The sequence below is a fragment of the Paenibacillus terrae genome (assembly GCF_005217525.1).
In the GTDB taxonomy this organism is placed as follows: Bacteria; Bacillota; Bacilli; order Paenibacillales; family Paenibacillaceae; genus Paenibacillus; species Paenibacillus terrae_C.
This window is the reverse complement of sequence record NZ_PNXQ01000011.1, coordinates 143,073-165,752: the sequence shown is the minus strand read 5'-3', so window position 1 is coordinate 165,752 and position 22,680 is coordinate 143,073. Positions and strand designations below refer to the sequence as shown.

The 22,680-nt window shown below is 45.7% G+C and carries 21 protein-coding genes and 1 pseudogene; 11 read left to right on the top strand and 11 right to left on the bottom strand.

The window, feature by feature from the left end; genetic code table 11:
* From C1I60_RS24805 to C1I60_RS09600, 3 genes are all read left to right on the top strand, one after another.
* Window positions 1–262, top strand: a 262-nt coding sequence (locus C1I60_RS24805; RefSeq protein WP_212734455.1) for a hypothetical protein, incomplete at its 5' end; no start/stop codon positions are given.
* A gap of 83 nt (window positions 263–345) precedes the next feature.
* Window positions 346–624 carry a hypothetical protein gene (locus C1I60_RS09605; RefSeq protein WP_044645315.1) on the top strand — a complete coding sequence of 93 codons (279 nt, stop codon included), beginning with the start codon at window positions 346–348 and terminating at the stop codon, window positions 622–624.
* Window positions 625–868: 244 nt separating this feature from the next.
* Window positions 869–1,264 carry a hypothetical protein gene (locus C1I60_RS09600; protein WP_137061510.1) on the top strand — a complete coding sequence of 132 codons (396 nt, stop codon included), beginning with the start codon at window positions 869–871 and terminating at the stop codon, window positions 1,262–1,264.
* 628 nt (window positions 1,265–1,892) lie between these two features.
* Here the strand turns inward: C1I60_RS09600 and C1I60_RS09590 are convergent.
* The 6 genes from C1I60_RS09590 to C1I60_RS09565 all read right to left on the bottom strand — a co-directional run bounded on the left by C1I60_RS09590 (window position 1,893) and on the right by C1I60_RS09565 (window position 10,097).
* Window positions 1,893–2,720, bottom strand: coding sequence for a carbohydrate ABC transporter permease (locus C1I60_RS09590; protein WP_137061508.1), 828 nt, complete (start codon window positions 2,718–2,720; stop codon window positions 1,893–1,895).
* Entirely contained in the window at window positions 2,717–3,601 is an 885-nt protein-coding gene (locus C1I60_RS09585) for a carbohydrate ABC transporter permease (protein WP_137061507.1), read from the bottom strand. Before C1I60_RS09585 ends, C1I60_RS09590 begins: the two co-directional genes overlap by 4 nt.
* A 38-nt stretch (window positions 3,602–3,639) precedes the next feature.
* A complete protein-coding gene (locus C1I60_RS09580; RefSeq protein WP_137061506.1) occupies window positions 3,640–4,920 on the bottom strand; it encodes an ABC transporter substrate-binding protein in 1,281 nt (426 codons plus the stop codon).
* Window positions 4,921–5,093: 173 nt separating this feature from the next.
* Window positions 5,094–6,164: a response regulator gene (locus tag C1I60_RS09575; RefSeq protein WP_137061505.1), complete on the bottom strand. Its 1,071-nt coding sequence runs from the start codon at window positions 6,162–6,164 to the stop codon at window positions 5,094–5,096.
* Complete coding sequence (locus tag C1I60_RS09570; RefSeq protein ID WP_137061504.1) at window positions 6,161–7,957, bottom strand: sensor histidine kinase; 1,797 nt, start codon at window positions 7,955–7,957, stop codon at window positions 6,161–6,163. The genes C1I60_RS09575 and C1I60_RS09570 overlap by 4 nt, the downstream gene beginning before the upstream one ends.
* Before the next feature lie 133 nt (window positions 7,958–8,090).
* Window positions 8,091–10,097, bottom strand: coding sequence for a beta-galactosidase (locus C1I60_RS09565; RefSeq protein ID WP_137061503.1), 2,007 nt, complete (start codon window positions 10,095–10,097; stop codon window positions 8,091–8,093).
* Between the two features lie 253 nt (window positions 10,098–10,350).
* Here C1I60_RS09565 and C1I60_RS09560 point away from each other — a divergent pair, with 253 nt between their 5' ends.
* The 3 genes from C1I60_RS09560 (at window position 10,351) to C1I60_RS09550 (ending at window position 13,069) form a co-directional block, all read left to right on the top strand.
* A complete protein-coding gene (locus C1I60_RS09560; protein WP_137061502.1) occupies window positions 10,351–11,259 on the top strand; it encodes an AraC family transcriptional regulator in 909 nt (302 codons plus the stop codon).
* Between the two features lie 305 nt (window positions 11,260–11,564).
* The gene (locus C1I60_RS24445; protein ID WP_170970771.1) at window positions 11,565–12,209 is read left to right on the top strand and encodes a hypothetical protein; all 645 of its coding nucleotides are present in this window, start codon (window positions 11,565–11,567) and stop codon (window positions 12,207–12,209) included.
* 101 nt (window positions 12,210–12,310) lie between these two features.
* On the top strand, window positions 12,311–13,069 hold the full coding sequence (locus C1I60_RS09550) for a hypothetical protein (protein WP_137061500.1): 759 nt from the start codon (window positions 12,311–12,313) through the stop codon (window positions 13,067–13,069).
* Between the two features lie 81 nt (window positions 13,070–13,150).
* Here C1I60_RS09550 and C1I60_RS09545 read toward each other — a convergent pair whose 3' ends face one another.
* Window positions 13,151–14,239: a site-2 protease family protein gene (locus C1I60_RS09545; RefSeq protein WP_137061499.1), complete on the bottom strand. Its 1,089-nt coding sequence runs from the start codon at window positions 14,237–14,239 to the stop codon at window positions 13,151–13,153.
* A gap of 173 nt (window positions 14,240–14,412) precedes the next feature.
* On the opposite strand from C1I60_RS09545, the gene C1I60_RS09540 reads away from it, so the two are divergent.
* Window positions 14,413–17,775: a DEAD/DEAH box helicase gene (locus C1I60_RS09540; RefSeq protein WP_137061498.1), complete on the top strand. Its 3,363-nt coding sequence runs from the start codon at window positions 14,413–14,415 to the stop codon at window positions 17,773–17,775.
* Window positions 17,776–17,929: 154 nt separating this feature from the next.
* Here C1I60_RS09540 and C1I60_RS09535 read toward each other — a convergent pair whose 3' ends face one another.
* From C1I60_RS09535 to C1I60_RS09520, 3 genes are all read right to left on the bottom strand, one after another.
* Complete coding sequence (locus tag C1I60_RS09535; protein WP_137061497.1) at window positions 17,930–18,880, bottom strand: ring-cleaving dioxygenase; 951 nt, start codon at window positions 18,878–18,880, stop codon at window positions 17,930–17,932.
* 41 nt (window positions 18,881–18,921) lie between these two features.
* The gene (locus tag C1I60_RS09530; protein WP_137061496.1) at window positions 18,922–19,548 is read right to left on the bottom strand and encodes a nitroreductase family protein; all 627 of its coding nucleotides are present in this window, start codon (window positions 19,546–19,548) and stop codon (window positions 18,922–18,924) included.
* A 219-nt stretch (window positions 19,549–19,767) separates the two neighbouring features.
* Window positions 19,768–20,139 (bottom strand): MmcQ/YjbR family DNA-binding protein, encoded by a 372-nt coding sequence (locus C1I60_RS09520; protein WP_137061495.1) that lies wholly within the window; start codon window positions 20,137–20,139, stop codon window positions 19,768–19,770.
* An 88-nt stretch (window positions 20,140–20,227) separates the two neighbouring features.
* Between C1I60_RS09520 and C1I60_RS24800 the strand changes: the two genes are divergently transcribed.
* The 4 genes and pseudogenes from C1I60_RS24800 (at window position 20,228) to C1I60_RS09510 (ending at window position 22,020) form a co-directional block, all read left to right on the top strand.
* Window positions 20,228–20,386: a hypothetical protein gene (locus tag C1I60_RS24800; RefSeq protein ID WP_212734454.1), complete on the top strand. Its 159-nt coding sequence runs from the start codon at window positions 20,228–20,230 to the stop codon at window positions 20,384–20,386.
* Window positions 20,387–20,755: 369 nt separating this feature from the next.
* A pseudogene (locus C1I60_RS26140) lies at window positions 20,756–20,878 on the top strand (3-methyl-2-oxobutanoate hydroxymethyltransferase); the annotation flags it as partial.
* A 12-nt stretch (window positions 20,879–20,890) separates the two neighbouring features.
* Complete coding sequence (locus C1I60_RS25505; protein WP_434784386.1) at window positions 20,891–21,097, top strand: hypothetical protein; 207 nt, start codon at window positions 20,891–20,893, stop codon at window positions 21,095–21,097.
* Window positions 21,097–22,020 carry a ketopantoate reductase family protein gene (locus tag C1I60_RS09510; RefSeq protein ID WP_137061597.1) on the top strand — a complete coding sequence of 308 codons (924 nt, stop codon included), beginning with the start codon at window positions 21,097–21,099 and terminating at the stop codon, window positions 22,018–22,020. Before C1I60_RS25505 ends, C1I60_RS09510 begins: the two co-directional genes overlap by 1 nt.
* A 76-nt stretch (window positions 22,021–22,096) precedes the next feature.
* Here C1I60_RS09510 and C1I60_RS09505 read toward each other — a convergent pair whose 3' ends face one another.
* Complete coding sequence (locus C1I60_RS09505) at window positions 22,097–22,651, bottom strand: NADPH-dependent FMN reductase (RefSeq protein ID WP_137061493.1); 555 nt, start codon at window positions 22,649–22,651, stop codon at window positions 22,097–22,099.
* Window positions 22,652–22,680: the final 29 nt, after the last annotated feature.

Sequence of the window (22,680 nt, the reverse complement as noted above, 5' to 3'; positions counted from 1 at the left end):
GATCCTTATTTTCATAAAGATAGAAATATATGCCTTGAATGAGAGGAATTTTATAAACGAAAGGATAAATGTGGTAGTATGGTACCTTAGTATGATTTTACATTTTGTTCAAAAAAAATATACAAATGATTCCTTATCTATGTTACGGTTGTGTTTAGTAATGAAAGAAGTGGTTAGCGAAAAGGTCTTTCCTCGGATGCTGCGTACCATCGGTGATACTTACTACTGGAGTTTCGGTGGTGCTAGGTCGGTTGAAGGCTAACGATTACGGAAGAGGTGTAACTATTAATTTTCACCCCGGGTACTTCGAAGTAACAAGTAACTAAGAACTGAGGATCATAATATATGAATATATATTTGCTTGTCCTTTTTATTGCAATCATTGCTGGCAACATACTATTTAATATCTTTAAGAAAAGACAAGGAGAAGGTAGTAAAGCGCCTGATGTAGTAACAATTATAGGATTAGTGATCGGACTGGCGTTAGGCATCACGCCTGTCTTTCTCAGTGGCATACAAGAGTGGACTTGGCACTATACAGTCGTTGTGCTTGGTTCTGCTCTTGTTATTGGACGCATCCTGTATGGCTGGAGAAAAGGCAGAGATAATAAAACAAAAAAATAGCTATTACAACAAAAAGTGGCTAACAAAGGGCTCTGGAAGATATAGTTTAGTTATTTTCTTTCAAGGTGTTGGGACAGTATACAGTGAAAGTGTAACTGGCTCTCATTATGTAACAATAAATTAGTTTTTACTGGTGGCTCCTAACACATCTTTAAGGGCCACCAGTATTGTTTGTCGACTTTACTTCATATAATACATAGACAAAACCTTTAATACATAGACAAATACTTCAAGGAGGTCCTTCATGGAGCATTCTTTTTCATCAATATTGACATACAGCATACAAGCCATTGCGATTTTACTAATTATATTCAATTTTCTAAAGAAAAACGAAAAAAAAGTAGGTTGGGGATCACTTTCACTGCTTTTATCTCTTCTTGGTATGCTTGTTTCTTTTGAATTTGGCAATTACATATTGGGGGATCAGTTGCTTTCCCTTTTAGGATTGCCCGCATGGTCTAACCGTGTTAATAATACTGGGTTTCACTACACCTTTTTTCTATCCATTATTTTCTTTATTCCTAGTTTAATCATTGGATATAAAAATCCTAAAGCATTTGGAGCCGAAATGGGAAAACTGGTTTCTAGTATATATCTAACTCTGATAACAGTTACGCTTTTATTTTTAATTATAAGCTAAAAATATACAGTCCACATCGTCTCTGGTCTTTGCTTTAATGGCGGCAGTGCCTGGATTACAAGGAACGACTAAGGGGTGATTTAATGAATGTCTATTTGTTTGTGATCCTTGTTTTAATCCCTGCTGGTAGCCTACTGTTTAACATCTTTAAAAGCTCCATGGGAAAGGACAGCAAGGCTCCAGATATAGTAACCATTATAGGACTTGTTTTTGCAGTCGCTTTGGGTATAACTCCTGTATTCCTTAGCGGACTACAGGCGTGGACATGGCATACAACAGTCCTTATTGTTGGATGTGCAGTCGTTATCGTTCGCATCCTGTATAGCTGGAGTAAAAATAGAAGTCACTCAAAAAATGGCTGAGGGATAGTGGACATTGCTCTATAATCGTACTTACTGTGTATTGGAGGGGGATTTTAAAATGATAGATACTGTTGGGATCAAGTTTTTAGAATCTAACTTGGAAAATGAATAAGAAAACTATTTTAATCATTGTCGGAGCCATTTTAGCGTTCTTTATTCTCTGTTTCTTTTTAAACCTATGGGTGGTCAATAACCTTCATGTTGTACCTTCCCAATAACTATGAACAGAAAAAAAGCCTTCCTTGTTGACAGGAAGGCTTTCCATTTTACCCCTTAATTGCTCCCTCTGCGATGCCCTCCATGATGAATTTTTGGAAGAACGAATAGATCAGGATAACCGGGATGGAGGTCAGTACAAGTGCAGCCAGAATGAGCGACCATTCCTTGTTATACTCCCCGAACAGCATGTTTGTCGAAAGAATCAGGGTGTAGTGGTTCACATCCGTCAACATCAACAATGGAAGTAAAAAGTCGTTCCAAATCCACAGGAAATCCAAAATCGCAATCGTGACTGTGATTGGCAGCAGCAAAGGAAATATAATCCGAAAGAACGTTTGGAATTCATTACAGCCATCCATCTGAGCCGATTCCTCCAGCTCACGTGGGATGGATTTGACGAATCCATGGTACAAAAAGATCGCCATATTTACACCCAAGCCGATATAGATCAGCGCCAGGCCATACGTACTGCCTTGGACGGACAAATCCTTTGCCATACGTGTAAGCGGTATCATAATGGAGTGAAACGGTACCAGCATGGATGCGACAAACAGGAAGAAGATCGCACTGCTCATTTTTCCCCGTGTACGAGAGAGCTTGTAGCCCGCCAGCGCCGAACAAATCACGATGCCGCCTATTCCAATAAAAGAAATAATTGTGGAATTAAGAGCACTGTTCAGCAAATGGGTCTGGTGAAAAGCCTGACTGTAATTTTCAAAATGAAGCTTCGTCGGTAGCGCCGTAAAGGATGCGAACATCTCACCCTGCGTTTTAAAGGAATTAATTACCGCCATGTAGATCGGGAAGAAGGACACCACAGCGCCCACACAGAGGATCAGGGTAACCAGCAAGGAATTGGCTTTTTTTAGCCTCATGCCTCCACCTCCCTCTTCTTCATCACACGTAGCTGAATCAGCGTGAAGATCAGCACGATGGCGAACAAAATAAGAGATTTGGCACTCGCATAACCATAACGGAAGTTGTTGGAAAACGCCTCCTCATAAATGTTCATCGTAATCACCTGCGTACTGCGCCCCGGCCCCCCGCCAGTCAGTCCATAGACGACCTCGTAGACCTTGAAGGCACCGTTCAGCGTGAGGAAGAAACAGATCGTAATCGCATGGGTAATCATCGGCAGCGTCACACTTCTTAACGTCTGGAACGCGTTCGCCCCGTCAATAATAGCGGCCTCCTTCAAGCTTTGCGGTACACCCTGAAGCGCAGCCAGATAAATGATCATCATATAGCCGACACCATTCCAGAGCGACACAATAATGATGGAAAAGAAAGATACCTTCGGATCGCCCAGCCACGATTGGCCCAAAAAGGCGATAGCTGTCTTTTCGGCAATCTGCGGCAGCACGGAGGAAAACACGAACGTCCACATAAATGCGCTAATAATGGTACTGATCATATTGGGCATAAAAAATATCGTCCGAAAAAATCCTTTGGTGCGCGTACGTGATTCAATCAGCACCGCCAGCACTAGCGCCAGCACATTTTGCAGTACAATCATGACCAGTACATATTTGAGCGTGAACCAGAGTGAATTTAGAAAATCCGGGTCCTCCTTCAGCGCCTCCACAAAGTTTCCCAAGCCGATAAAGCTGTAATTCGGATTCAAACCGTTCCAGTCTGTAAAGCTGTAGTACATGCCGCTGATCGTCGGAATAAGCAGGAAGATGGCGTAAAAGATCAGCGCCGGGGCGGTAAACGCCAGCAGCATCACATATTTTTTATAGATTTTAAAGGGCATGGAGTCTCCCCCTCCTGATGTATTTCTGTAGGTTTCCGTTACTTGTTCACTTTGTTATACGATTTCCATGCCTTATCCAGCGCCTTAATCACGTCATCCTGCGAGAGCTGGCCTGCATAGTAGGATTGCAGCGATTTGCCTGCCTCATCCTTGACCGCTTGCGGAATGGACGGATCTTGATACGACTTTCCTGCTTTCACATATTCGGTAGCGTCATTGACCCAAGGATAGCTTTTGAACGTATGCACTTTAGAGATCGGGTTGAATTTCAATGCTTCATAGAATGCGCTGGAATCCTTATCGTCCAATACATAGTTGACAAAATCGAGCGCAACCTCTTTATTTTTGCTTGTAGAGGATACAGCCAGCGAAGTCGAAGTGGACAGATTGATCAATGTCGCATTCGGATCATCGTTGATCGGGAGTGGGGCTACCCCAAAATCCATCTTCGGATCAGATTTCAAAATCGTTTCCGCAAACCATGGCCCTTGAATCCACATCGCTGCTTTCCCCGCAGCAAAGGCCGCCGAACCGTCATCCCCGCCAATTTCCAGCGCCTTGTCTGTACCGTTGCTGTTCACCAGATCAATAATGTCGAACATACTCTTCATTTCGGAAAATGAGCCTTTGTCCTGATTCATCCGGTCGATAAAATCCTTGTTCTGTGTGTTCATCATCGCACCCGCTGTCAGCGGCACGAATAACTGTGGAATCCAGGATTCCTTGTAGGACAACAGGAACGGCTTCACATTATTCGCTTTCAGCTTCTCGACCACAGCCTTCATTTCGGTCAGTGTTCCCGGTGGCTTCAAATCTAGGTCCTTAAATATCTTTTTATTGTACAAGTAGCCCCATGAAATTGTTTCCAAAGGAACTGCCACGACCTTGCCGTCTTTCGTCGTCACTGAAGGCTTCACGCTATCCATTAATTTGCTAACAAATGGCTGCCCGGACAAGTCCTCCAAATAGCCCGCTTTATAGAACGGAGGAATTTCATTCACTGCATGCAGAGCGAACACATCCGGCGCATCGTTAGATGCGAGTCTTGTCTTCAAAATTTGTGGGGCATTGTCGGCAGGCGGCATCTCCAGTTGCACCGTAACGTCGATATTTTTATCTTTCTTTTCCTTCGCTACGAATGCATTAATATATTTATCGTAATGCTCCTTCAAACGAGGCTGGGCGATAAACATTTTGAGATTAACCGTTTTACCGTCTCCACCGGAACCGCTGCTGTCACTACCTGAAGAATTCGCTCCACACCCGGCCAACAACGTGCCAACCAGCATTGTGCTCAATACACCTTTCCATAATTTCATGCAAAATGACCTCCCCTATTTTGAAAATAACTGTGACCCACTGGCTGCTAATTCCTTTGTACTGCTTGTTTTGTATACGCTTTCATTATAAAGTGGGAGGTCACTTCTGCCATTGGACATCATTAGCCTGTTGGGTTGGATTTTTTTAAACTACGGCTGTGATCCTCTCTACATCATTGCTCCTTCCTCATTTCACCGGGCGCCATGCCAAAATGCCTTTTAAACACCCGATAGAAATACGATACGTCCTCATATCCCGCCATCTCCGCCACCGCTTTAATCGAAATCTGTTTATCTGTCAGCCACTCGCGCGCTTTTTCCATTCTCCGCTGCACGATATAGTCCGTTACATTTTGACCATACTCCTGCTTGAATACCTTGCTCATATACTCCTTGCTGACAAAAAAGTTTTTCGCCAGTTGCTCCAGTGTAATCGGCTCGGCAAAGTGGCTGTCCATATAGCGCCGAACCTCCTCCAGATTCAGCTTGTTCTTATACTTCCGCTGCCGAATGAGCTGCTCCAGCTCCTGCACATAACATACCGACAGGAACTCCAGCGCACGATCCGCAGAGGATAGCGTGTCCTGCGAAAGCGGAAATCCAGCCTTGGCAGTGGGCGTATCCAGCCCGTTGGACGCTGCCAGCTCTTTAAGCTGGGAAAGAAGCTCCTGCACCAGCCTGCCCAGCATATGAGGACTGGATTCCCCGTAGCTCTCCAGTTCCTGCAAAACCTGCTTACATGTCATTTGTACGCCTTCCCGGTTCAGCTCATTAAAATAAAGCCGCAGCAGTTGCTTATACCGGGACAGCTTGTGGAAGAACTCATAGTCCAGCTCCACCGCCTCCTGCTGCTGCTGTTCCGCTGCCTTGGCCTCCAGATCGTCTTTGCATTTAAGCAGCACCGCATTCAGCTCGACGGGATTGACGGGCTTCAGCAAGTAATCAACGGCCTTGTACCGAATGGCATGTTTGGCATACGCGAAGTCGTCATAGCCGCTCACGACAATAATTTTCATATCGGGAAAATGGTGATTCAGCGCTTGCAGCAGCTCCACTCCGTCCGCTCCTGGCATACGCATGTCGGTAATCACAATCTGCGGGGATAATTCCCCGGCGAGCCTGAACGCCTCATCTCCATCCTCTGCTTCGCCAACCACCGACATTCCAAGCCTTTCCCATGCGCCAAATGTCTTTAGAATATCCCGGTTCCACGGCTCATCGTCGACGATTAATACTCGGATCATCCATTTCCCTCCCCTGCTGATATGAATGGAACGCGAATGGTGACACGTGTACCGATTCCCGGCTTACTGTCTATTGTCACCCCGTAATTCACTCCAAAATTCATCCTTATGCGTGAAGCCACATTGCTTAATCCGATATGACTGCCCTGCGCCCAGATCGGCTCCTCTGATGAATTTTCCAGTCGTGCCCTTACTTCTTCCAGCCTGTCGTGAGTCATGCCGCTACCATTATCGCAGACTGTAATGCATAGGTCTTCTTCCATAATCTCTACTCGGATTCCCACCCACCATGCTCCCGCCTTACGGTCCAGTCCGTGCTGAAACGCATTTTCCAGCAATGGCTGAAGCGACAGCTTGGGCAGACGAACATCCAGCACCTGTTCATCCGTCTCCACCTGAAACACCAGTCGTCGCGGAAACCGTCGCTGCTGGATGCGCATATAATGGCCTACATGGTCAATTTCCGCACGTAAAGAGGCCATATCCTGCGGCTCCCGTACCACGTAGCGGAACATCTCACTCAGCGACCGAATGACCTCATACGTGTCCTCCGGCTTTTGGGAAAATACCATGCTGCCGATCATTTGCAGCGTATTTTGCAGAAAATGGGGATGAATCTGCGCCTGAAGCGCTTTTAGCTCAGCCGTCTTTTTTTGTAAATTTATACTGTATTCCGTCTGGATATGCTCGCGGATTCGTCCTGCCATGCCATGCAAACTTCTTTCCAGCATTCCAATCTCATCCGGGCGTGTACTGGGTTCTCCAGCAGGTCCCTTGATCATATCCAGTTCCTGCACCGAACGGGCCAAATGAACAATCGGGCGTGCTGTACGCCATGCGATGAAAACAGCAATGCAGATCGAAACCAATATGGAAATACCGCCTATAATAATCCCGTACAGCATGGTCGAAAAAGCGCTATGGTTAATGGAGGAAGTAGGTACGATTTTGACTAGCCGCAGCCCTACCACATTCAAATCATTATAAAACACATAATTACCAGCAGTCTTGATCATTCCCGGACCCGGCCGAACATCACCCAGTGCTGTTAGTACCTCCGCAGGAGGCGACTGGTGGACCTGCGACGGATACATCACCTTTCCATCCGAATCTGTAATAAAAACCTGCTGCTGGTCCCCCCGACCCAGCAAACCCAGCGTCTGATCGAATTGGGACCACAGCACATCCAGCGAAATAGCTCCCGTCTGCTTCCGATCTTCAAAACGCCGAATACTGCGCGTCAGTATAAATCGTTCCGGGTCAGCGTGGCTTGTGCGAATCGAATAATCCTTATTCGCTTTCCACATCTCAGCATACTGAGAGGGTATACCGTTCACCGTCGTAATGTCATTTTGCATACCATTGAAGGTAAACAGCGTTTGCGGCTGCTTCAAATAGAGCTGGATGCCGATCACATGGCTCCCGGCCGAATAATATACATTCGCCAGCGTATTGAGCATTTTCCGCTGTGCATTAAATTGGCTGGAAAGATTGCCCGGCTCACGCTCATTCAAATAATCGCTCAGATCGGGGCTGATCTGAATGCTGTAAATCAGGTGGTTCAGACGATCTAACTGGTCACTGACATAGATTCCCGTCCATTTCATATTGGACATATTCGTCTCCACCACTTCGGTTTCCATCGACGCTCTGCTTTTTTCCGCAGCCAGCACCGTAACGGCGATGACCGGCAACACAGAAAGGACGATCATCGTCAGAATCAGCTTGAGCTGAATGCTGCGTCGATACGGGGCTGTCAGCGCCCGAAACCAGCGGACTACTCGGGTTGGCATAGTGATGCTCTCCTCTGTTCAGCCATATGCGAAAACGCCCCGCTATACGCAGGGGCGCTCATTTTCCGGGTATTCCCGGCTGGACACATATATGATTTCATTTATATGTCGATTTCAGCTCATTACTCATCATTTACGCTTCTTCGATAATTATAACACTCCAAGGCTCTAATTGAAGCGTTTGTCCTTGAGCAACTGTCTGCTGTCCGATCAGCTCCTTGCCGCCTCCATGCGGATACACAACTGAGCCTGCTTGTTCGGAATAGTTAAAATAATACCGAACCGTCCGTCCCAGCTCATTTGTACCGGATTTAACAATGATCGGATACGACGCTTCCTGGTCCACTCCCCACACTCCCGCCTGCTTCGCAACAGAACGGAATAGCTCACGAATGACCGCCGAGCTTACGACACAGCCGATGTAGGTCGCCGTTCCCTGACCATAACGGTTTTGTGTAATTGCGGCATATTTGCCCCAATGCGGATGGTCGTAATAGGCCAACACCTCGGCAGTTGTCGGTGTAATCAGTTCCATCCACGTATCCACCTGATTCTCCTCTGCTGTCACTTCAAAAGGATTATCCTTGAGCGTTACATTCTTCGGCTCCACGAACAGACTGTAATGAATGCCGCAAGCTTCGCTAATCACGCCCGGCTGCCGGGAGGTTCTCACCTGCACATGCTCATCGGTAAACCCGCTTCGGAACGTGTATACCACATGACCGCCGTTTTCCACATAACGGTTCAGCTTTTCCAGTAACGCATTCGGTGCAGAATAGAGAACGGGTACGATCAAGAGATCATAGCCGTCAAATGACTCCGTACCTGGATGAACGATGTCCGTACCGATATTCAGCTTATACAGCTCGTCATACAAGCGACGTACAATGTCATTGTAATTCAGCGGACTGTTCATATTGAACTTGAACCAGTTAATCGACGTTAACGCTTCGTTACTGACGAGGATCGCTGTCTTGTTTTTCTTTTTCAGGTTCACCAGATGAGGGGATAATCTTGCAAAATCCTTCCCAATCGTCTGTGCTTCCTCATAGACAGGATTGGGTTCAAAATCATGACTCAGCAGACCCTTCCAGTAGGTTTCGAAGGAATTATGGATGGAATGCCAATGCCAGTAGGCCACCATATTGGCCCCGGAAGCCAGATGACTGAACGCTTGCAGTCGCAATTGTCCCGGATAAGGAACCCAATGGGTAAAAGCCTGCGCTTCCGTTTCCAGCACCAAATAATTATTATTCTTCGTGGAGCGCGCCACATCACCACCGAAGGAAATTTCAATCCCGGTCAAATCATCCTGTGTTGGATGGTAAATATCCACCCCCGTCACATCAAATGCCTGAGACGCCGCAAAATGATCCACATCCGGCTGAATGCCGAACGAATAGCCTCTCCACTCAAAATCAAAGTTTTGCGTAACAAACTGATCCTCCCGCTTGTATTCATTCACAAGCGCAACCTGCCAGGCGAGGAAATCTGTGACCAGCTTGCGCTGGAATTGGGAAAAGGCTGCGCCCAGACTTCCATTAATCGTCCCGACCACCGAAGGGAAGTCCTCCCAGCTATTGATCCGATTGCTCCAGTAATCAAGGCCGAATTTGCGGTTCAGCTCTTCCAGTGATTCAAACTGCTCACGCAAATGCTTAACGAATCGCAATTGCACATTCGGCCCGCTTGTATTGTAATGCTTCGTTTCGTTATCTGTCTGAAAACCGATCACCGCCGGATGCTGGCTTACCCGTCCAATCAGCTTGCGTATAATTCGTTCAGCATGGAACAGATACACCGGGTTCGTAATGTCCATAATCTGACGGGCCCCGTATTTACCCGGGCCCTGTGGTGTTGTCGCCAATACGTCAGGATGCTCCTTGACCAGCCATGTCGGTACAGCATAGGTTGGCGTGCCTACAATGACCTCAATACCCGCCTTATGCATTGCATCCAGCACCCGGTCTACCGAGGTGAAATCAAATACTCCGTTTTGCGGTTCATGCGTACTCCAGGTGGATTCGGCAATTCGAACCACGTTGATGCCCGCATCCTTCATCATTTGAATATCTTGGTCCAGACGGTCATAAGGCATATATTCATCATAATAAGCAACGCCATACAGCAGCTTTTTCATCAGATCGTCCTCCAATATGTTCGTAGTAGAGTGTCATGTGCTATGCGCATTATTTTGCGGTTTGGAAAGTTGTTTGCATAGTTCCCACTGATTCCAAAATGGAACCGTTTTCAATCAATCCTTATATAAGTGCTCTCTTATATATAAAAGCTTATATTATAGGATTTGTAAACGCTCTTTTATTATAGTTACATGTTAGGTACAATGAGATTGTCTAAGCGGTGTAAAATTTGCCCTAATCGAAGGTGATCTGATGATATTGAATCCTGGAGTGGATCCAGCTCTGTTCGAAAATTGCCATTGGCTTCCTAATATTGACTGGAATGTAAAATTTTTCGGCGCACATATTCACCGGGTAAAAACAACCTGGTGTATGCCAGAAGAGTCGCATATCGGTTTTGAAATTGTACTGATTTTGGAGGGTCGTCAGGAGACGATTATGGAAAATAATGTGTATTCGGTTGGTGTCGGGGATATTCTGATCATTCCACCGGGATTCAAGCATGTGAGTCAATGTGCTTCCCCAGACGGGATGTATTATTTCAGCACTCATTTTAATATAGATGATCCGTTATTCCGTCAGGAGATGATTAAGAGCAACCAGCTTTTTTTTCCGGCCGGTACTGAAACGAACATGAAGCTGCAAAGGGTCGTGCACAGTTGGATTGGCATGATGCAGGAGAACGGAAAATATACGACAGCGGATCGTTTTCGCATGCAAATTGCCTTGTTTGAGCTGTTCGGAATATTCTCGCAAATGATATCTACCGGGATGGAGCCTACGCTTTCGCCCTCATCCGTTCAGTATGCCAAGGCCATTATGGAGGCCATTCAATCCAGATTCAAACCTTATCGGGATGATGAATCTGCCGAGCCGACGTTCCGAATTGAGGATGTGGCAGCCTCCCTCGGGATCAGTCCCGGATACGCACAGGAGGTATTCCGCAAGGTATACGGCTATTCGCCGCGTCACTACCTGTCGGAGACGAAGCTGCATGAGGCGAAAGTGCTGATCCAGCAACCCAATCTGCCGCTGAACAAGGTGGCCTCCCTGCTCGGCTACTCCAGCTTGGCTCATTTCAGCAGACAATTCAAGCGCTGGACTGGCACCAGTCCCCTCAAATACCGCCAAACGCTGAGTCCGGTTACTGAGCAGGATTAAGGTGATTACAGTTGGTGTACAAAAGTTTTTTCAAAGGATTTACACAATAAAATTTCCCAAAAAAATGTCGTAGGCTCTTTATCCAAGAGCTTATGACATTTTTTTACAGATAAAACTACTGGATGGAGAATGGCATACATTTATGTTTCTCGTCTGAATGATTATTAGCCATTAATAGAACTAAACTGCGTATTTGCGAAACAAAAAAATCATCCAATTAGTTCCTATGTAGGATTGTACCATTTATCTATAAATATTAACATTTATTTGAATAAAATATTAAAATAATTAATGAGTGAAATATTTTGAAGAAATTGATTAAATCAACACTTATTTTGGGTTTAACGCTAAATCTCTCAGCATTGACTGCTCAGGCTGCATCAGACCAAAATGAATTAGAAGGGAATTTCAGACCCCCAGTTGAAAGTAGCCTAGGGGATCAGTTATATATTGATGGTGTTCCCTATTATTCCACTGAAGACATTGGGAAATTTGATAAAGAACAAAAAGAAGATATACAAACTCTAAGTAGAGAAAATAATTTAATTCAACCAATGGGTACCAATAAATGGACATTCGTAAACTCTAGTAATTATTATACGGGTCAAGATTACGACAGATTCAACAATGGAAGTAATCAAAGTGTAAAAATGAATTTGGAAACGGAATCAAAAATGACTGGCGAAGTAACTGGAACTATAAAATATGGTTTTTCAGCAGTTGCAGAAGGTGAGATGAGTTTAAAGATCGGTCAGGAATACAGAAAGAAAGTTTCCATTGACGTGACCATTAAACCCTGGCATACTGCTGAATTAAAAAGCGCTGCAAGAGGTATAAAAAGAAATTATGAGTATACAGATACGGGATGGTTCGGAGATACCAAATACACAGCTTCAAGTTATGATAACAACGGCGGTGTAGAATACTGGCTCTATGATAATCCAAGCTAATTTAAAATAATCTGATTACATACCCTCCTCGAAATGAGGAGGGTTTACCAATTACAAAAAGAGGTGACTACATATTGAGACTACGTTTTATTCTAATCATCATGATGCTGCTGACTAATTCTATTTTTTTATTTGGATGTACCAACACTAGCCAAAAAAAAATTATAGATAAATCAGATGAAACTAGAAACACTCAATTGGAATATATACGACAAGTACATGTACGTGAGAATAGTTATTTTATTTTCAATTCTCATGATGACAGTCCTCAAAAAATTAAGATTAGTTTCCCCTACAGAATAGAAGGCCTAAACATTAAAAAGGCATCTTTATTATTAAATAATGAAGTTGTATTAGATAATGTCAAAATAACTATGATCAATGAAAATGAATTGACTGCAAATATCAATTTCATTCCTGAATTTAATGCCATTGAGGCCCTTCTTGAGGATGGGAAAATTGTACGATTAAATCCTGGTCAATACTATTTGGAAAAATTCAAGGAAGAAAATTTAAATGATTTTGAAAAGCAAATTCTTGAAGTTAAGAATTTTCATTTGAAATTCAAAAACGGACACTTGCTGGCAGATATCATACTTCCTCAAGATAACAACTCCAAAATAGAATATCTGCTTCCGTCTCATATTAGAAAGTATGCGTCTGATTTAAAGTTCTCTCATCATAAAACAAATGATAACTCCGTTCAGTATACGTTGGAAGCCAATATCTCCCACGATATTCTTCTGGAAAACAATGTGGATTCAATCACTTTTGATATTGGAATCATTCAAAATTACAAAAATAACAGGTGGTTCCTAATTAAAGGAAAGGTACCCGTAGCAGCTTCTGATTTTAAATAATAGAAATGTAAGATACTGCTTATTCAGTATAATTGCAAAAAGGCGCAGGTTAAAAATAGCAAAATTCCGCGCCTTTTTACATCACAGCCTTACATCCCCAATATGCTGATGCACCACATACATCATCGCCATTAAGAACAAGGCCAGCCCCAAATAACCGATCCCGAATTTCCAGCGTGATGACGTGGGTACCTCGTAATATTTATCATTTTCAAACGGAAGGTAGTCAATCTCACACAGCAATTTAAGCTGGTACGCATCCGGTGTCGGGATATGCTCCACACCATTCAGCCTTACATCCTGGACAAGACACTGCTGTGGCAGCAAAAGCGTCTGCTCCACATCCAGACTTTCCATATACACCGTCACATATTGCTGTCCTTCCAGATCCGAGTAGGTATTAAAGGATAGTCTACGGGTATGCTCCGGTCCGGGTAGCGGGTATCCTTGCTCATACAGATGCTGTACGTTAACCAGCGGCTTTTGCAATGAAGATAGGACCTTGACCTCTCCTTTATTGCGTTTAACATATTTTTTATACAAATCGTATGCGAAGAGCGCCCATATCAGGAAAAATAGAAGAGATTTTAAATACACAATGACGACGATTCCACCCACCAAGCCGACTAGCCACAACCACCGCGTTACTGCCGTGGAAATTCGTCCACCGTCGAGCGGGTGAATTGGCAGCAGATTGAGCAGATTCAGGAAAAAACCGACATACGCCAGCGCGTACAATAGCGGACTGTCCGTTGCATAGGCTCCCGCATATACCGCCATAGCCCCAACCGTTCCCAGTAACGGGCCGCCCATCGCCACATACGCCTCTGTTTGCGCATCCAGGGGATACCGTTTCATCGTAATCAGCGCACCCAGAAAAGGGATAAACAACGGTGCCGATACGGGAAGTCCTTTCCGCTTGGCAGCCCATACATGCCCCAGTTCATGCACGAACAGCAGCAGCACAAAACCGACCGCAAATCCCCACGGATACAGCAGCGCGTAGAAGCCAATCGTCGTCGCCATAGATATCAGCGCACCGCCGAATTTACCGAATTTCAATAGAGCCAGCAACGACTTCCCTTTCAAAAGAAGCAGCGCCGCCGCACTGCCTAGATACCATTTGGATGAGCCGGATTTGGAATTAGCCTTTTTATCTTCTTCTTGCAAAAGCGTCCGCCTCCTTTCTATACACTTCCATTGTATCCTGCTATGTACAGCTTGTAAAAACAATATCAAAATATTCCAAACGGCGCCCAAATAACCACCCGCATGTGTCCACGATCACGCCTGTTCTGTTATCATAAAAGAAAACGGAACGACTCAGGAGAGGATTGCGAACCATGAGCTTTGAACTTACCCGGCGGGTCATTAGACAGCTATGCAGTCAAGCCGCTTATGACGACGGGGACGCCTATTATCGGGCCAAAAGAGTGGCCTTCACGCAAATAGATCATGATGATGGTGTGTATGAGGCTACGATCAAAGGAAATCGCTTCTATGCGGTTGCCGCTATGATCCGCCCCAACGGCAGTATCCGCGCGGAATGCACCTGTAGCACATTTCAGACCACTGGACGGTATTGTAAGCATATTGCCGCTGTTCTTATTAACGTCCATGAAATGCTGAGCGGAAAAAGTATGTCTGTGCGTTCTTATGCTTCCAGACTCCATTCGGGCATGACCCAGGATTCAGTAAAAGGAACTGAAGCAGACGGAATCTATACCACTACCGCCGCTCAGTATGATCACGCCCGGACGGCACGATTCTCCGGTATCACGCAGAGCGACCTCCAGCTGACCGACAGTATGCTAAAGCTATTCAGCAGCAAGAAGCCGCTTCGCAGCACCCCTACCCTGCTGGATACCCGCGCTATTCTGGATTTTCAGTTTGTGATTCGTCCCTTTGCCTATGGTTACCAGAAGTACATGTTTGGTATAGAGATGAAAGCAGGACCCAAACGATTGTATATCGTTCAGAAAATACGACCTTTTCTCGACAGCATTGATCGTGGTGACAGCTACATGTTTACGAGAAACTTTTCATACGAGCCTCAGTTGTACCGATTTCAACTTGAGCATGACGCTATTCTTCAGCAGTTGGTTCAGGTTCGTCGTAATGAGAGCATGATCCGGGAAACCTCAGGTACGTATTCATCCTCTGGCAGTCATATGAGTGGAGAACGGATGCTGCTCATTCCACCTGCGGCCTGGGAAAAGCTGCTCCCCTTGCTGGCAGCAGCACAGGGCGTCCAGTTTGAAATTCACGGAAACACAACCGAGGGTATTCCTCAGTCGGACAACATGCTGCCGCTGCAATTCGAATTCGATAAAGCCGAGAATGACACCGAAGGCTACCAGCTAAGCATTCAAGGGCTGGATGATCTAACTATTATGGAGGACTACGGCATCGTCATTGCCGATGGCAAGCTGGTAAAGCAAAAGAATGATCCGCTGCAACGTCTGTCCGAGCTAAAACGGATGGTCGAAGTCCATCATAAGCGGAAGATTCAGATTGCGCCGGAACAGATGGAGTCCTTTATGGACAAGGTTGTTCCCGGGCTGATGAAACTTGGACGTGTCCATATGACACGTTCTGTCTCTGAGCGGGTCACACAGCAGCCATTGAAGGCGAAGCTATATCTGGATCGGGTAAGAGACAAGCTGCTGGCTGGACTAGAGTTCCAATACGGGGAGATCATCATGAACCCACTGGAGACCGACGAACGAAAACTTGACAACGAGCGCATTCTGATACGGGATGGGGAGCAGGAACAGCAGATTTTGGATCTGATGGAGCATAGCTCCTTCGCCAAGACAGACAGTGGATATGTTATGGAAGATGAGGATGCGGAATATGATTTTTTGTATCATACGGTGCCACAGCTAGAAAAGCTGGTAGAGGTATATGCCACAGGTGCTGTTAAATCGAAAATAAACAATACCCTGCCCACCCCGAAGGTACGAGTAGAGCTGGACGAACGCACCGATTGGCTTGAATTTAAATTTGATATCGAAGGCATTCCGGAATCCGAAATCCGCCAGCTGCTAACATCATTGGAGGAAAAACGAAGATATCACCGGTTGCCGAATGGCGCTTTGCTGCCGCTGGAAACAGAGGAATACATGGAACTGATCCGGTTCATGAACGAAACGGGAATTCGCAAAAGCGACCTGGATGCCGCACAAATTCGCATACCCGTTACGCAAGGACTGTATTTAATAGATCCCCATGATCAAGGGAAGAACCTGACGCTGGGTAAAACGTTTCGCCAACTGCTGGAGAATATTCGTAATCCCGATCATCTCGACTTTCCAGTACCCGACACACTCGCTCCAATCCTGAGGGATTATCAGGTTTACGGCTTTCAATGGCTCAAGACGCTGGCGCATTACCGTTTCGGGGGCATTTTGGCAGATGATATGGGACTGGGCAAAACGCTGCAAAGCATCGCCTTCCTCGTCTCTGTGCTGCCGGAAATCCGTAAGCAGCAGCTTCCAGCCATCATCGTGTCTCCTGCGTCACTGGTGTACAACTGGCGGAATGAGCTGGAGAAGTTTGCACCCCATATCCGCGTCGCCATTGCAGACGGTAACGCGGATGAGCGTAGTCGAATCATTAGGGACGCAGCTCGGTATGATGTCATTATCACCTCCTATCCTCTGCTGCGTCGGGATGCAGACTTGTACGGCAAGCTATCGTTCCACACGCTGATTCTGGACGAGGCGCAGGCATTCAAGAACCATGCCACCCAAACGGCACAGGCTGTGAAGGATGTGAAAGCCCGTTACCGTTTTGCCCTTACCGGAACACCGGTGGAAAATACGCTGGAGGAGCTATGGTCCATCTTCGATGTTGTATTTCCCGAGCTATTTCCCGGTGGAAAAAGAGCATTTCACAATCTCACCCGGAATGTGATCGCCAAGCGGGTACGGCCATTTCTGCTGCGCCGCCTCAAGAGCGACGTCCTGAAGGAACTGCCTGAAAAAATCGAATCCGTTCAGGTGTCGCGGCTCCTGCCGGATCAGAAGAAGCTGTATACGGCCTATCTGGCCAAGCTCCAGCATGAGACATTAAAGCATCTGAATGAGGAAGGCTTCCAGAAAAACAGGATCAAGATCCTTGCGGGGCTGACCCGGCTTCGCCAGCTTTGTTGTCATCCGGGCTTGTTCATCGAGGGCTATACCGGAAGCTCAGCCAAGTTTGAGCAGTTGCTTGAGATCATTACGGAATGCCTTATTTCGGGCAAGCGGATGCTCATCTTTTCACAATTCACGACGATGCTTCGATTGATCGGACGCGAGTTGGCTCAGGAAGGAGTGCCCTACTTTTATCTGGACGGGCAGACTCCCGCTTCGGAACGTGTGGAGCTGTGCAGCCGTTTTAATGAAGGAGAACGCGATCTGTTCCTGATTTCACTGAAAGCAGGAGGAACCGGCCTGAATCTCACTGGAGCAGATACCGTCATTTTGTATGATCTGTGGTGGAATCCTGCTGTAGAGGAGCAGGCTGCCAATCGCGCCCACCGGATGGGCCAGAAAAAAGTCGTGCAGGTAATTCGTCTCGTCGCACAAGGTACCGTAGAGGACAAGATGTATGAATTACAGCAAAAAAAGAAAAATCTCATCGACCAGGTTATCCAGCCGGGACAAGAAACCCTTTCGGCACTAACTGAGTTGGAGATTCGTGAACTGCTAATGATCTAGGCAGCTTTAACTGCTATGAAGCCGAACTATTAAGACAGCACATGGAGTATGGCCCACTGGAAAAATCCAAAAACGAAAAGGTCCAAATTGCGATAGAACCACCCCGCAATTGGACCTTTTGTTACTTATCCTTATATATCCTGAACCATCATGATTAATCCTGCTTCAATACTCTAACTTCAACGGGAACCAGATTAGACTCAATCACGGAACGCTGAGGCTCATACCACTCAGGCAGCATCAGCTTGTGACCCAATTCATTCAATTCCTCATCTACAGTGAAGCCGGGCGGATCGGTCGCAATCTCGAACAAAATACCACCTTGCTCGCGGAAGTATACTGCATTGAAGTATTGGCGATCCACAATACCACTCGTCCCAAAGCCATGCTGGCGAACCGTTTCGTTCCACACCTGATGTTCCGCATCGTCCTGTGCACGCCAGGCGATATGGTGAACCGTACCCGCGCCACCGTTGCCCCACGGTACATCTTTGACCGGAATGTCGATCAGGTTACCCAAATCCCCAGTCGCCCGATAGCGAATGTAGCCTGCATCAGCGTCTTCTCCGATGGGAGTCATGCCCAGAACGTTCTCCAGTACACCTTGCGTATGCTTGGAATTAGCACTGAACAGCACGGCACCGCCAAAGCCCTTGATGGCTTTATCCGCAGGTACACCGCCTGCTGTCCACGTGTTCGCCGGGCCTTCTTCCCGCTCCACCAGTTCAAGACGCAAGCCTTCATTATCCTGAAACTGAATAAATGATTCGCCGAAACGAGCTGATTTCGTGAAGGATACCTTCAAGCTGTGCAAGCGGTTTTCCCAGTAATCCAGAGTACCCGGCGGCACTACATACGTTGTAATTCCTACTTGCCCGCCTCCGAGCTTACCCTTGCGTGTACCCGGAGCCGGAAAAAAGGTAATAATCGTTCCCGGGCTGCCTTGTTCATTACCAAAATACAAATGATATACTTCAGGAGCATCAAAATTGATCGTCTTTTTAATTAATCTCAGTCCAAGCACGCCTGCGTAAAAATCAACGTTGCCCTGCGGATCTGCTGCAAAGGACGTGATATGGTGAATTCCTGCGGTTTTCAATGACATTTCAATCACTCCTTTTGTTAGACTCATGTTTTTAATAAATTTCAAAATCCGTTATAGCTCACAAATTGTCCAACCGGCTTGCGATATCCGCGTGGCCGCTGACCCGATTCATCCTCTTTGCCCAAGGTAATCAACATAACTGGCACGAGATTTTCTGGAATATTCAATACTTCCTGTACCTTCTCCGGGTCAAAGCCGATCATCGGGCAAGTGTCCCAGCCTTTGTCCTTGGCAATCAGCATGAACTGCATAGCCGACAGACTGGCATTGCGGATCGCTTCTTCTCTTTGGAAGACAGGTCCCCGCTGGCGATAGAACTGGGTCACCGATTCCACCTCTCTGTCATATTCCTGCTTGCTCAGAACGCCCAGGTTTAGGAAGCCTTCATTATATTCAGCCACTTTTGTATAAGCCTCTGTATCCCCGAGCACCACAATTGCGGCCGAAGACGTTAATATTTTATACTGCTTGCTTGCCTCGTCATGCAGTCTTTGTTTCGTATCTGCATCCTGTACCACGATATAATGCGCATGCTGTAAATTAAAAGCCGATGGAGCAAACTTCACTAGCTGGAATATATCTTCCAGTTCTTTTTTATCTATTGTAACATCAGGCATAAATTTAGAAGCAGATCTTCTCTCTTGAATAATATTTACCAATTCGCCCATGTCCAGTTCCACTCCTTGATATTATTTTTAAATGAGTTATCTTTAAATTAAGAATATATCTTTACGTATTTTCTGTCAAGTAAAAATGTTCGATATCAAGCCTCTTATTGATCCCATACTTTAACCTCAAGCATCCGGTCTCCCCGCTTGAGTGCTTCGACATGCTCCATTCCATCGGTTACCTCGCCAAAGATGGTATGCTGGTTTATAACACACCTTTCACAGATCGGTTACCCGTATTCTCATCGTAATGGCTTCACGTTGCGCTTTGGTCAAGCTTTTGAAAACCAGATCGTACGAGTGGTCGATCATGCTGTACAAATCCTCCAGCGGGAAAGTAGAATCGACCGTTACCGTGTTCCAATGCTTTTTATTTAAATGATAGCCCGGCTTAATCGCCTTGTTTTGCTCACGCAGGTTTTCCGCAATAACCGGATCACATTTCAAAGATACTTGGCAAATTCCATTCGCTTCCCTTAGGAGAGCAAATACTTTGCCTCCCACCTTCAGCACCAGTGGCTCAGGACCAAAAGGGTAATCCTCTATCGCTTCTTTTTTGCTTAGACCATATGCCACAATCTTCTCATACATCAGCCTTCTCTCCTCTGCTCAGACATAGCCTATAAAGCTATTTGTGCCCTATTATATCATCTTCATGCTCTTCAAATACATCACGTCCATGCTACAATTAGAGTATGACGCGCAGGCAAAAGGAGTGACCTTCGGGACGATTCCGATTGTGGACCTTGTTCTATGGGCGTTAATGCTGACGGGATTTCTTTATGTCCGCTTCCGCCGTTCTGCCCGGATTTTCTTAATGGTCGTTTACCTTTCCTAAAGCTTTGAGCGATATTTCATATACTGTATCTGCAAGCTGAACAGCCCTTTCACTTCCTATCAGGAAGTTGGAAGGGCTTGTTCTGTTCGTATTGCAGAGAAAGTTATGCAAGAACCCTATATTTTGATATACTTCCGTGAGAGGCTGTATCGACAACTTCGAACGGTACTCTAGTTTAGTGTAATTCAATATGTAGATGTGTGAGCCTATGGAGGTGAACTCGTTGGATTTTGCTCTGATCCGCAAGGACCGAGACAAAAGAACGGTCGCAAATTGACTCTTTTTTTGCCTTTCGGACCTTTTCGGCCATGTGCTGAAAGGTTTTTTTTGTGATCTAAAACAAAGGTAGGGAAAGGATTGGATGTAACCATGGCAACCCCAAAAGCGCTTAATATTTTGCAATTGAAGAAAATGAAACGAGAAGGTTTACCTATAAGCATGATCACGGCGTATGACTATCCGTCTGCTCGTTTGGCTGAGGAAGCTGGTATAGTCCACCATGACATGCTGCAATACTCCTCTCCTTACCGGGAGAAAAAGTTCGTAAAAACATATTCGGATATAGGTACTCTGATCCGCGACAGCATCGGGCAATATGTCAAGGACGTGAAGGATCGTTCTTTTCCGGGCGAAGAGCGTGTTTTTAAAGCAGATGAGAACGTAGTAGAACGACTGTATGGGAATGCAAAAGCAAAGGGAGGGACCATATGATGCGATTTTTGATTGTAGGTGCAGGGGCGATAGGAGGCTACTTCGGGGGACGTCTTGTTCAAAAAGGAGAAGACGTGACCTTCTTCGTACGTCCTTCCAAAAAATCTCAGTTGGAAGAGAACGGTCTGATTGTTAAAAGTGTTCATGGAGATTTCCAGACGCCAATCCGTACTATTACATATGGTGAAGCTGTCGAGCCGTTCGACTGCATTATCGTTGCGGTCAAAGCGTATCATCTGCCCCAATTGCAATTCGATCTTGAGCCCTATATCGGTGAACATACCATGATTCTTCCGTTACTTAACGGTTATGAACATTTTGACTCTTTACGCAAGCAGTTCGGGCCGGAAAAAGTGCTAGGCGGACTTTGTTATATCGAAACTACGCTAGATCATGATGGTTCTGTCGTTCAGACAAGTCCATTCCACCGTATCGTCTTCGGTGAATGGAACGGTGTGCAATCAGAGCGTACACAAATACTGCTGAATCATCTTGATCATGCAGGCTTCATAGTCACACGCAGTCAGGACATCCAGCGTGAAGTTTGGCAGAAATATATATTTGTTGCCAGCTTGAGCGGAATCACAACACTAATGGATACCTCTGTCGGGACTATACTTGCCACGGCAGAGTCACGTGCTATATACGAAAAGCTGCTGCATGAGATGGTCACACTTGCTCGCAACGCAGGGATGCCGATTGATTCAGAGATGGAAGCTCATACATTGAAAACGATGGAGTCCTTACGACCGGAGATGATGTCATCCATGCAGCGTGATATGCATAAAAAGCTTCCGATTGAAGCGAGTCACCTGCATGGTTCACTTCTTGCATTGGCTTCTGGCAGTAATGATGCATATCCGATACTTGAAACGGTATATGCCCGATTAAAGGTATATGAGAGCTTATTGGATACTATCTAACATTTGATTAAGTTAAAAAGCAGATCCTTCCATGATGTGTTCATGAAGGGTCTGCTTTTGTTTTACTCTAAACTGTCTATCTTGAGCAAGCTTGCTCAAGCCCTTGAAGTAATGCATATAACTCCTGCCTGGTTTCAGAATCGGTAATTACGCCTTCCTGGTTTAGTTTCAATGTGATATGCGGAATAATAACCTTTCCATTTTCCACAATCTCGGCATTGATCATTTGCAGTGTGAGCAACAGAGAGGCATGGGCCAGATTCCCACCCATAGGAGAAGGTGACGCGCTAATAACTGCTGTAGGTTTATTTACAAATTCACCCGAAGAAACGATCCAATCCAATGCATTTTTCAAAGTACCCGGAACACCATTCCCATATTCCGGCGTACAGATCAATACCCCATCCGCTTCTTTCAGTTGTTCCCGCAGCTCCTTGACGGAAGCCGGCCCGTCTTCTACATCCAGATCCGGGTTAAAATGAGGAAGCTCACCCAATCCGTTATACATCGTAAATATCATATTCTCTGGCGCTAACCCAATGGTAGCCTTTAATAAGGCTGTATTGGAGGACTTTTGACGAAGGCTCCCCGATATAGCCAGTATCTTGGTTTTCTGATCCACCCTTATCATCTCGTTTCCTTATTTAACTGGCAACATCT

Excerpts from the sequence above, each read along its gene's own strand:
- C1I60_RS09510 (WP_137061597.1), top strand. The coding sequence starts at position 21,097 with ATGCGATTTTTGATTGTAGGTGCAGGGGCGATAGGAGGCTACTTCGGG.
- C1I60_RS09565 (WP_137061503.1), bottom strand. The coding sequence starts at position 10,097 with ATGAAAAAGCTGCTGTATGGCGTTGCTTATTATGATGAATATATGCCT.
- C1I60_RS09580 (WP_137061506.1), bottom strand. The coding sequence starts at position 4,920 with ATGAAATTATGGAAAGGTGTATTGAGCACAATGCTGGTTGGCACGTTG.
- C1I60_RS09530 (WP_137061496.1), bottom strand. The coding sequence starts at position 19,548 with ATGGGCGAATTGGTAAATATTATTCAAGAGAGAAGATCTGCTTCTAAA.
- C1I60_RS09560 (WP_137061502.1), top strand. The coding sequence starts at position 10,351 with ATGATATTGAATCCTGGAGTGGATCCAGCTCTGTTCGAAAATTGCCAT.
- C1I60_RS09570 (WP_137061504.1), bottom strand. The coding sequence starts at position 7,957 with ATGCCAACCCGAGTAGTCCGCTGGTTTCGGGCGCTGACAGCCCCGTAT.
- C1I60_RS24800 (WP_212734454.1), top strand. The coding sequence starts at position 20,228 with ATGCTACAATTAGAGTATGACGCGCAGGCAAAAGGAGTGACCTTCGGG.
- C1I60_RS09575 (WP_137061505.1), bottom strand. The coding sequence starts at position 6,164 with ATGATCCGAGTATTAATCGTCGACGATGAGCCGTGGAACCGGGATATT.
- C1I60_RS09590 (WP_137061508.1), bottom strand. The coding sequence starts at position 2,720 with ATGAGGCTAAAAAAAGCCAATTCCTTGCTGGTTACCCTGATCCTCTGT.
- C1I60_RS25505 (WP_434784386.1), top strand. The coding sequence starts at position 20,891 with ATGCTGCAATACTCCTCTCCTTACCGGGAGAAAAAGTTCGTAAAAACA.
- C1I60_RS09535 (WP_137061497.1), bottom strand. The coding sequence starts at position 18,880 with ATGTCATTGAAAACCGCAGGAATTCACCATATCACGTCCTTTGCAGCA.
- C1I60_RS09550 (WP_137061500.1), top strand. The coding sequence starts at position 12,311 with ATGATGCTGCTGACTAATTCTATTTTTTTATTTGGATGTACCAACACT.
- C1I60_RS09540 (WP_137061498.1), top strand. The coding sequence starts at position 14,413 with ATGAGCTTTGAACTTACCCGGCGGGTCATTAGACAGCTATGCAGTCAA.
- C1I60_RS09585 (WP_137061507.1), bottom strand. The coding sequence starts at position 3,601 with ATGCCCTTTAAAATCTATAAAAAATATGTGATGCTGCTGGCGTTTACC.
- C1I60_RS09600 (WP_137061510.1), top strand. The coding sequence starts at position 869 with ATGGAGCATTCTTTTTCATCAATATTGACATACAGCATACAAGCCATT.
- C1I60_RS09505 (WP_137061493.1), bottom strand. The coding sequence starts at position 22,651 with ATGATAAGGGTGGATCAGAAAACCAAGATACTGGCTATATCGGGGAGC.
- C1I60_RS09520 (WP_137061495.1), bottom strand. The coding sequence starts at position 20,139 with ATGTATGAGAAGATTGTGGCATATGGTCTAAGCAAAAAAGAAGCGATA.
- C1I60_RS09605 (WP_044645315.1), top strand. The coding sequence starts at position 346 with ATGAATATATATTTGCTTGTCCTTTTTATTGCAATCATTGCTGGCAAC.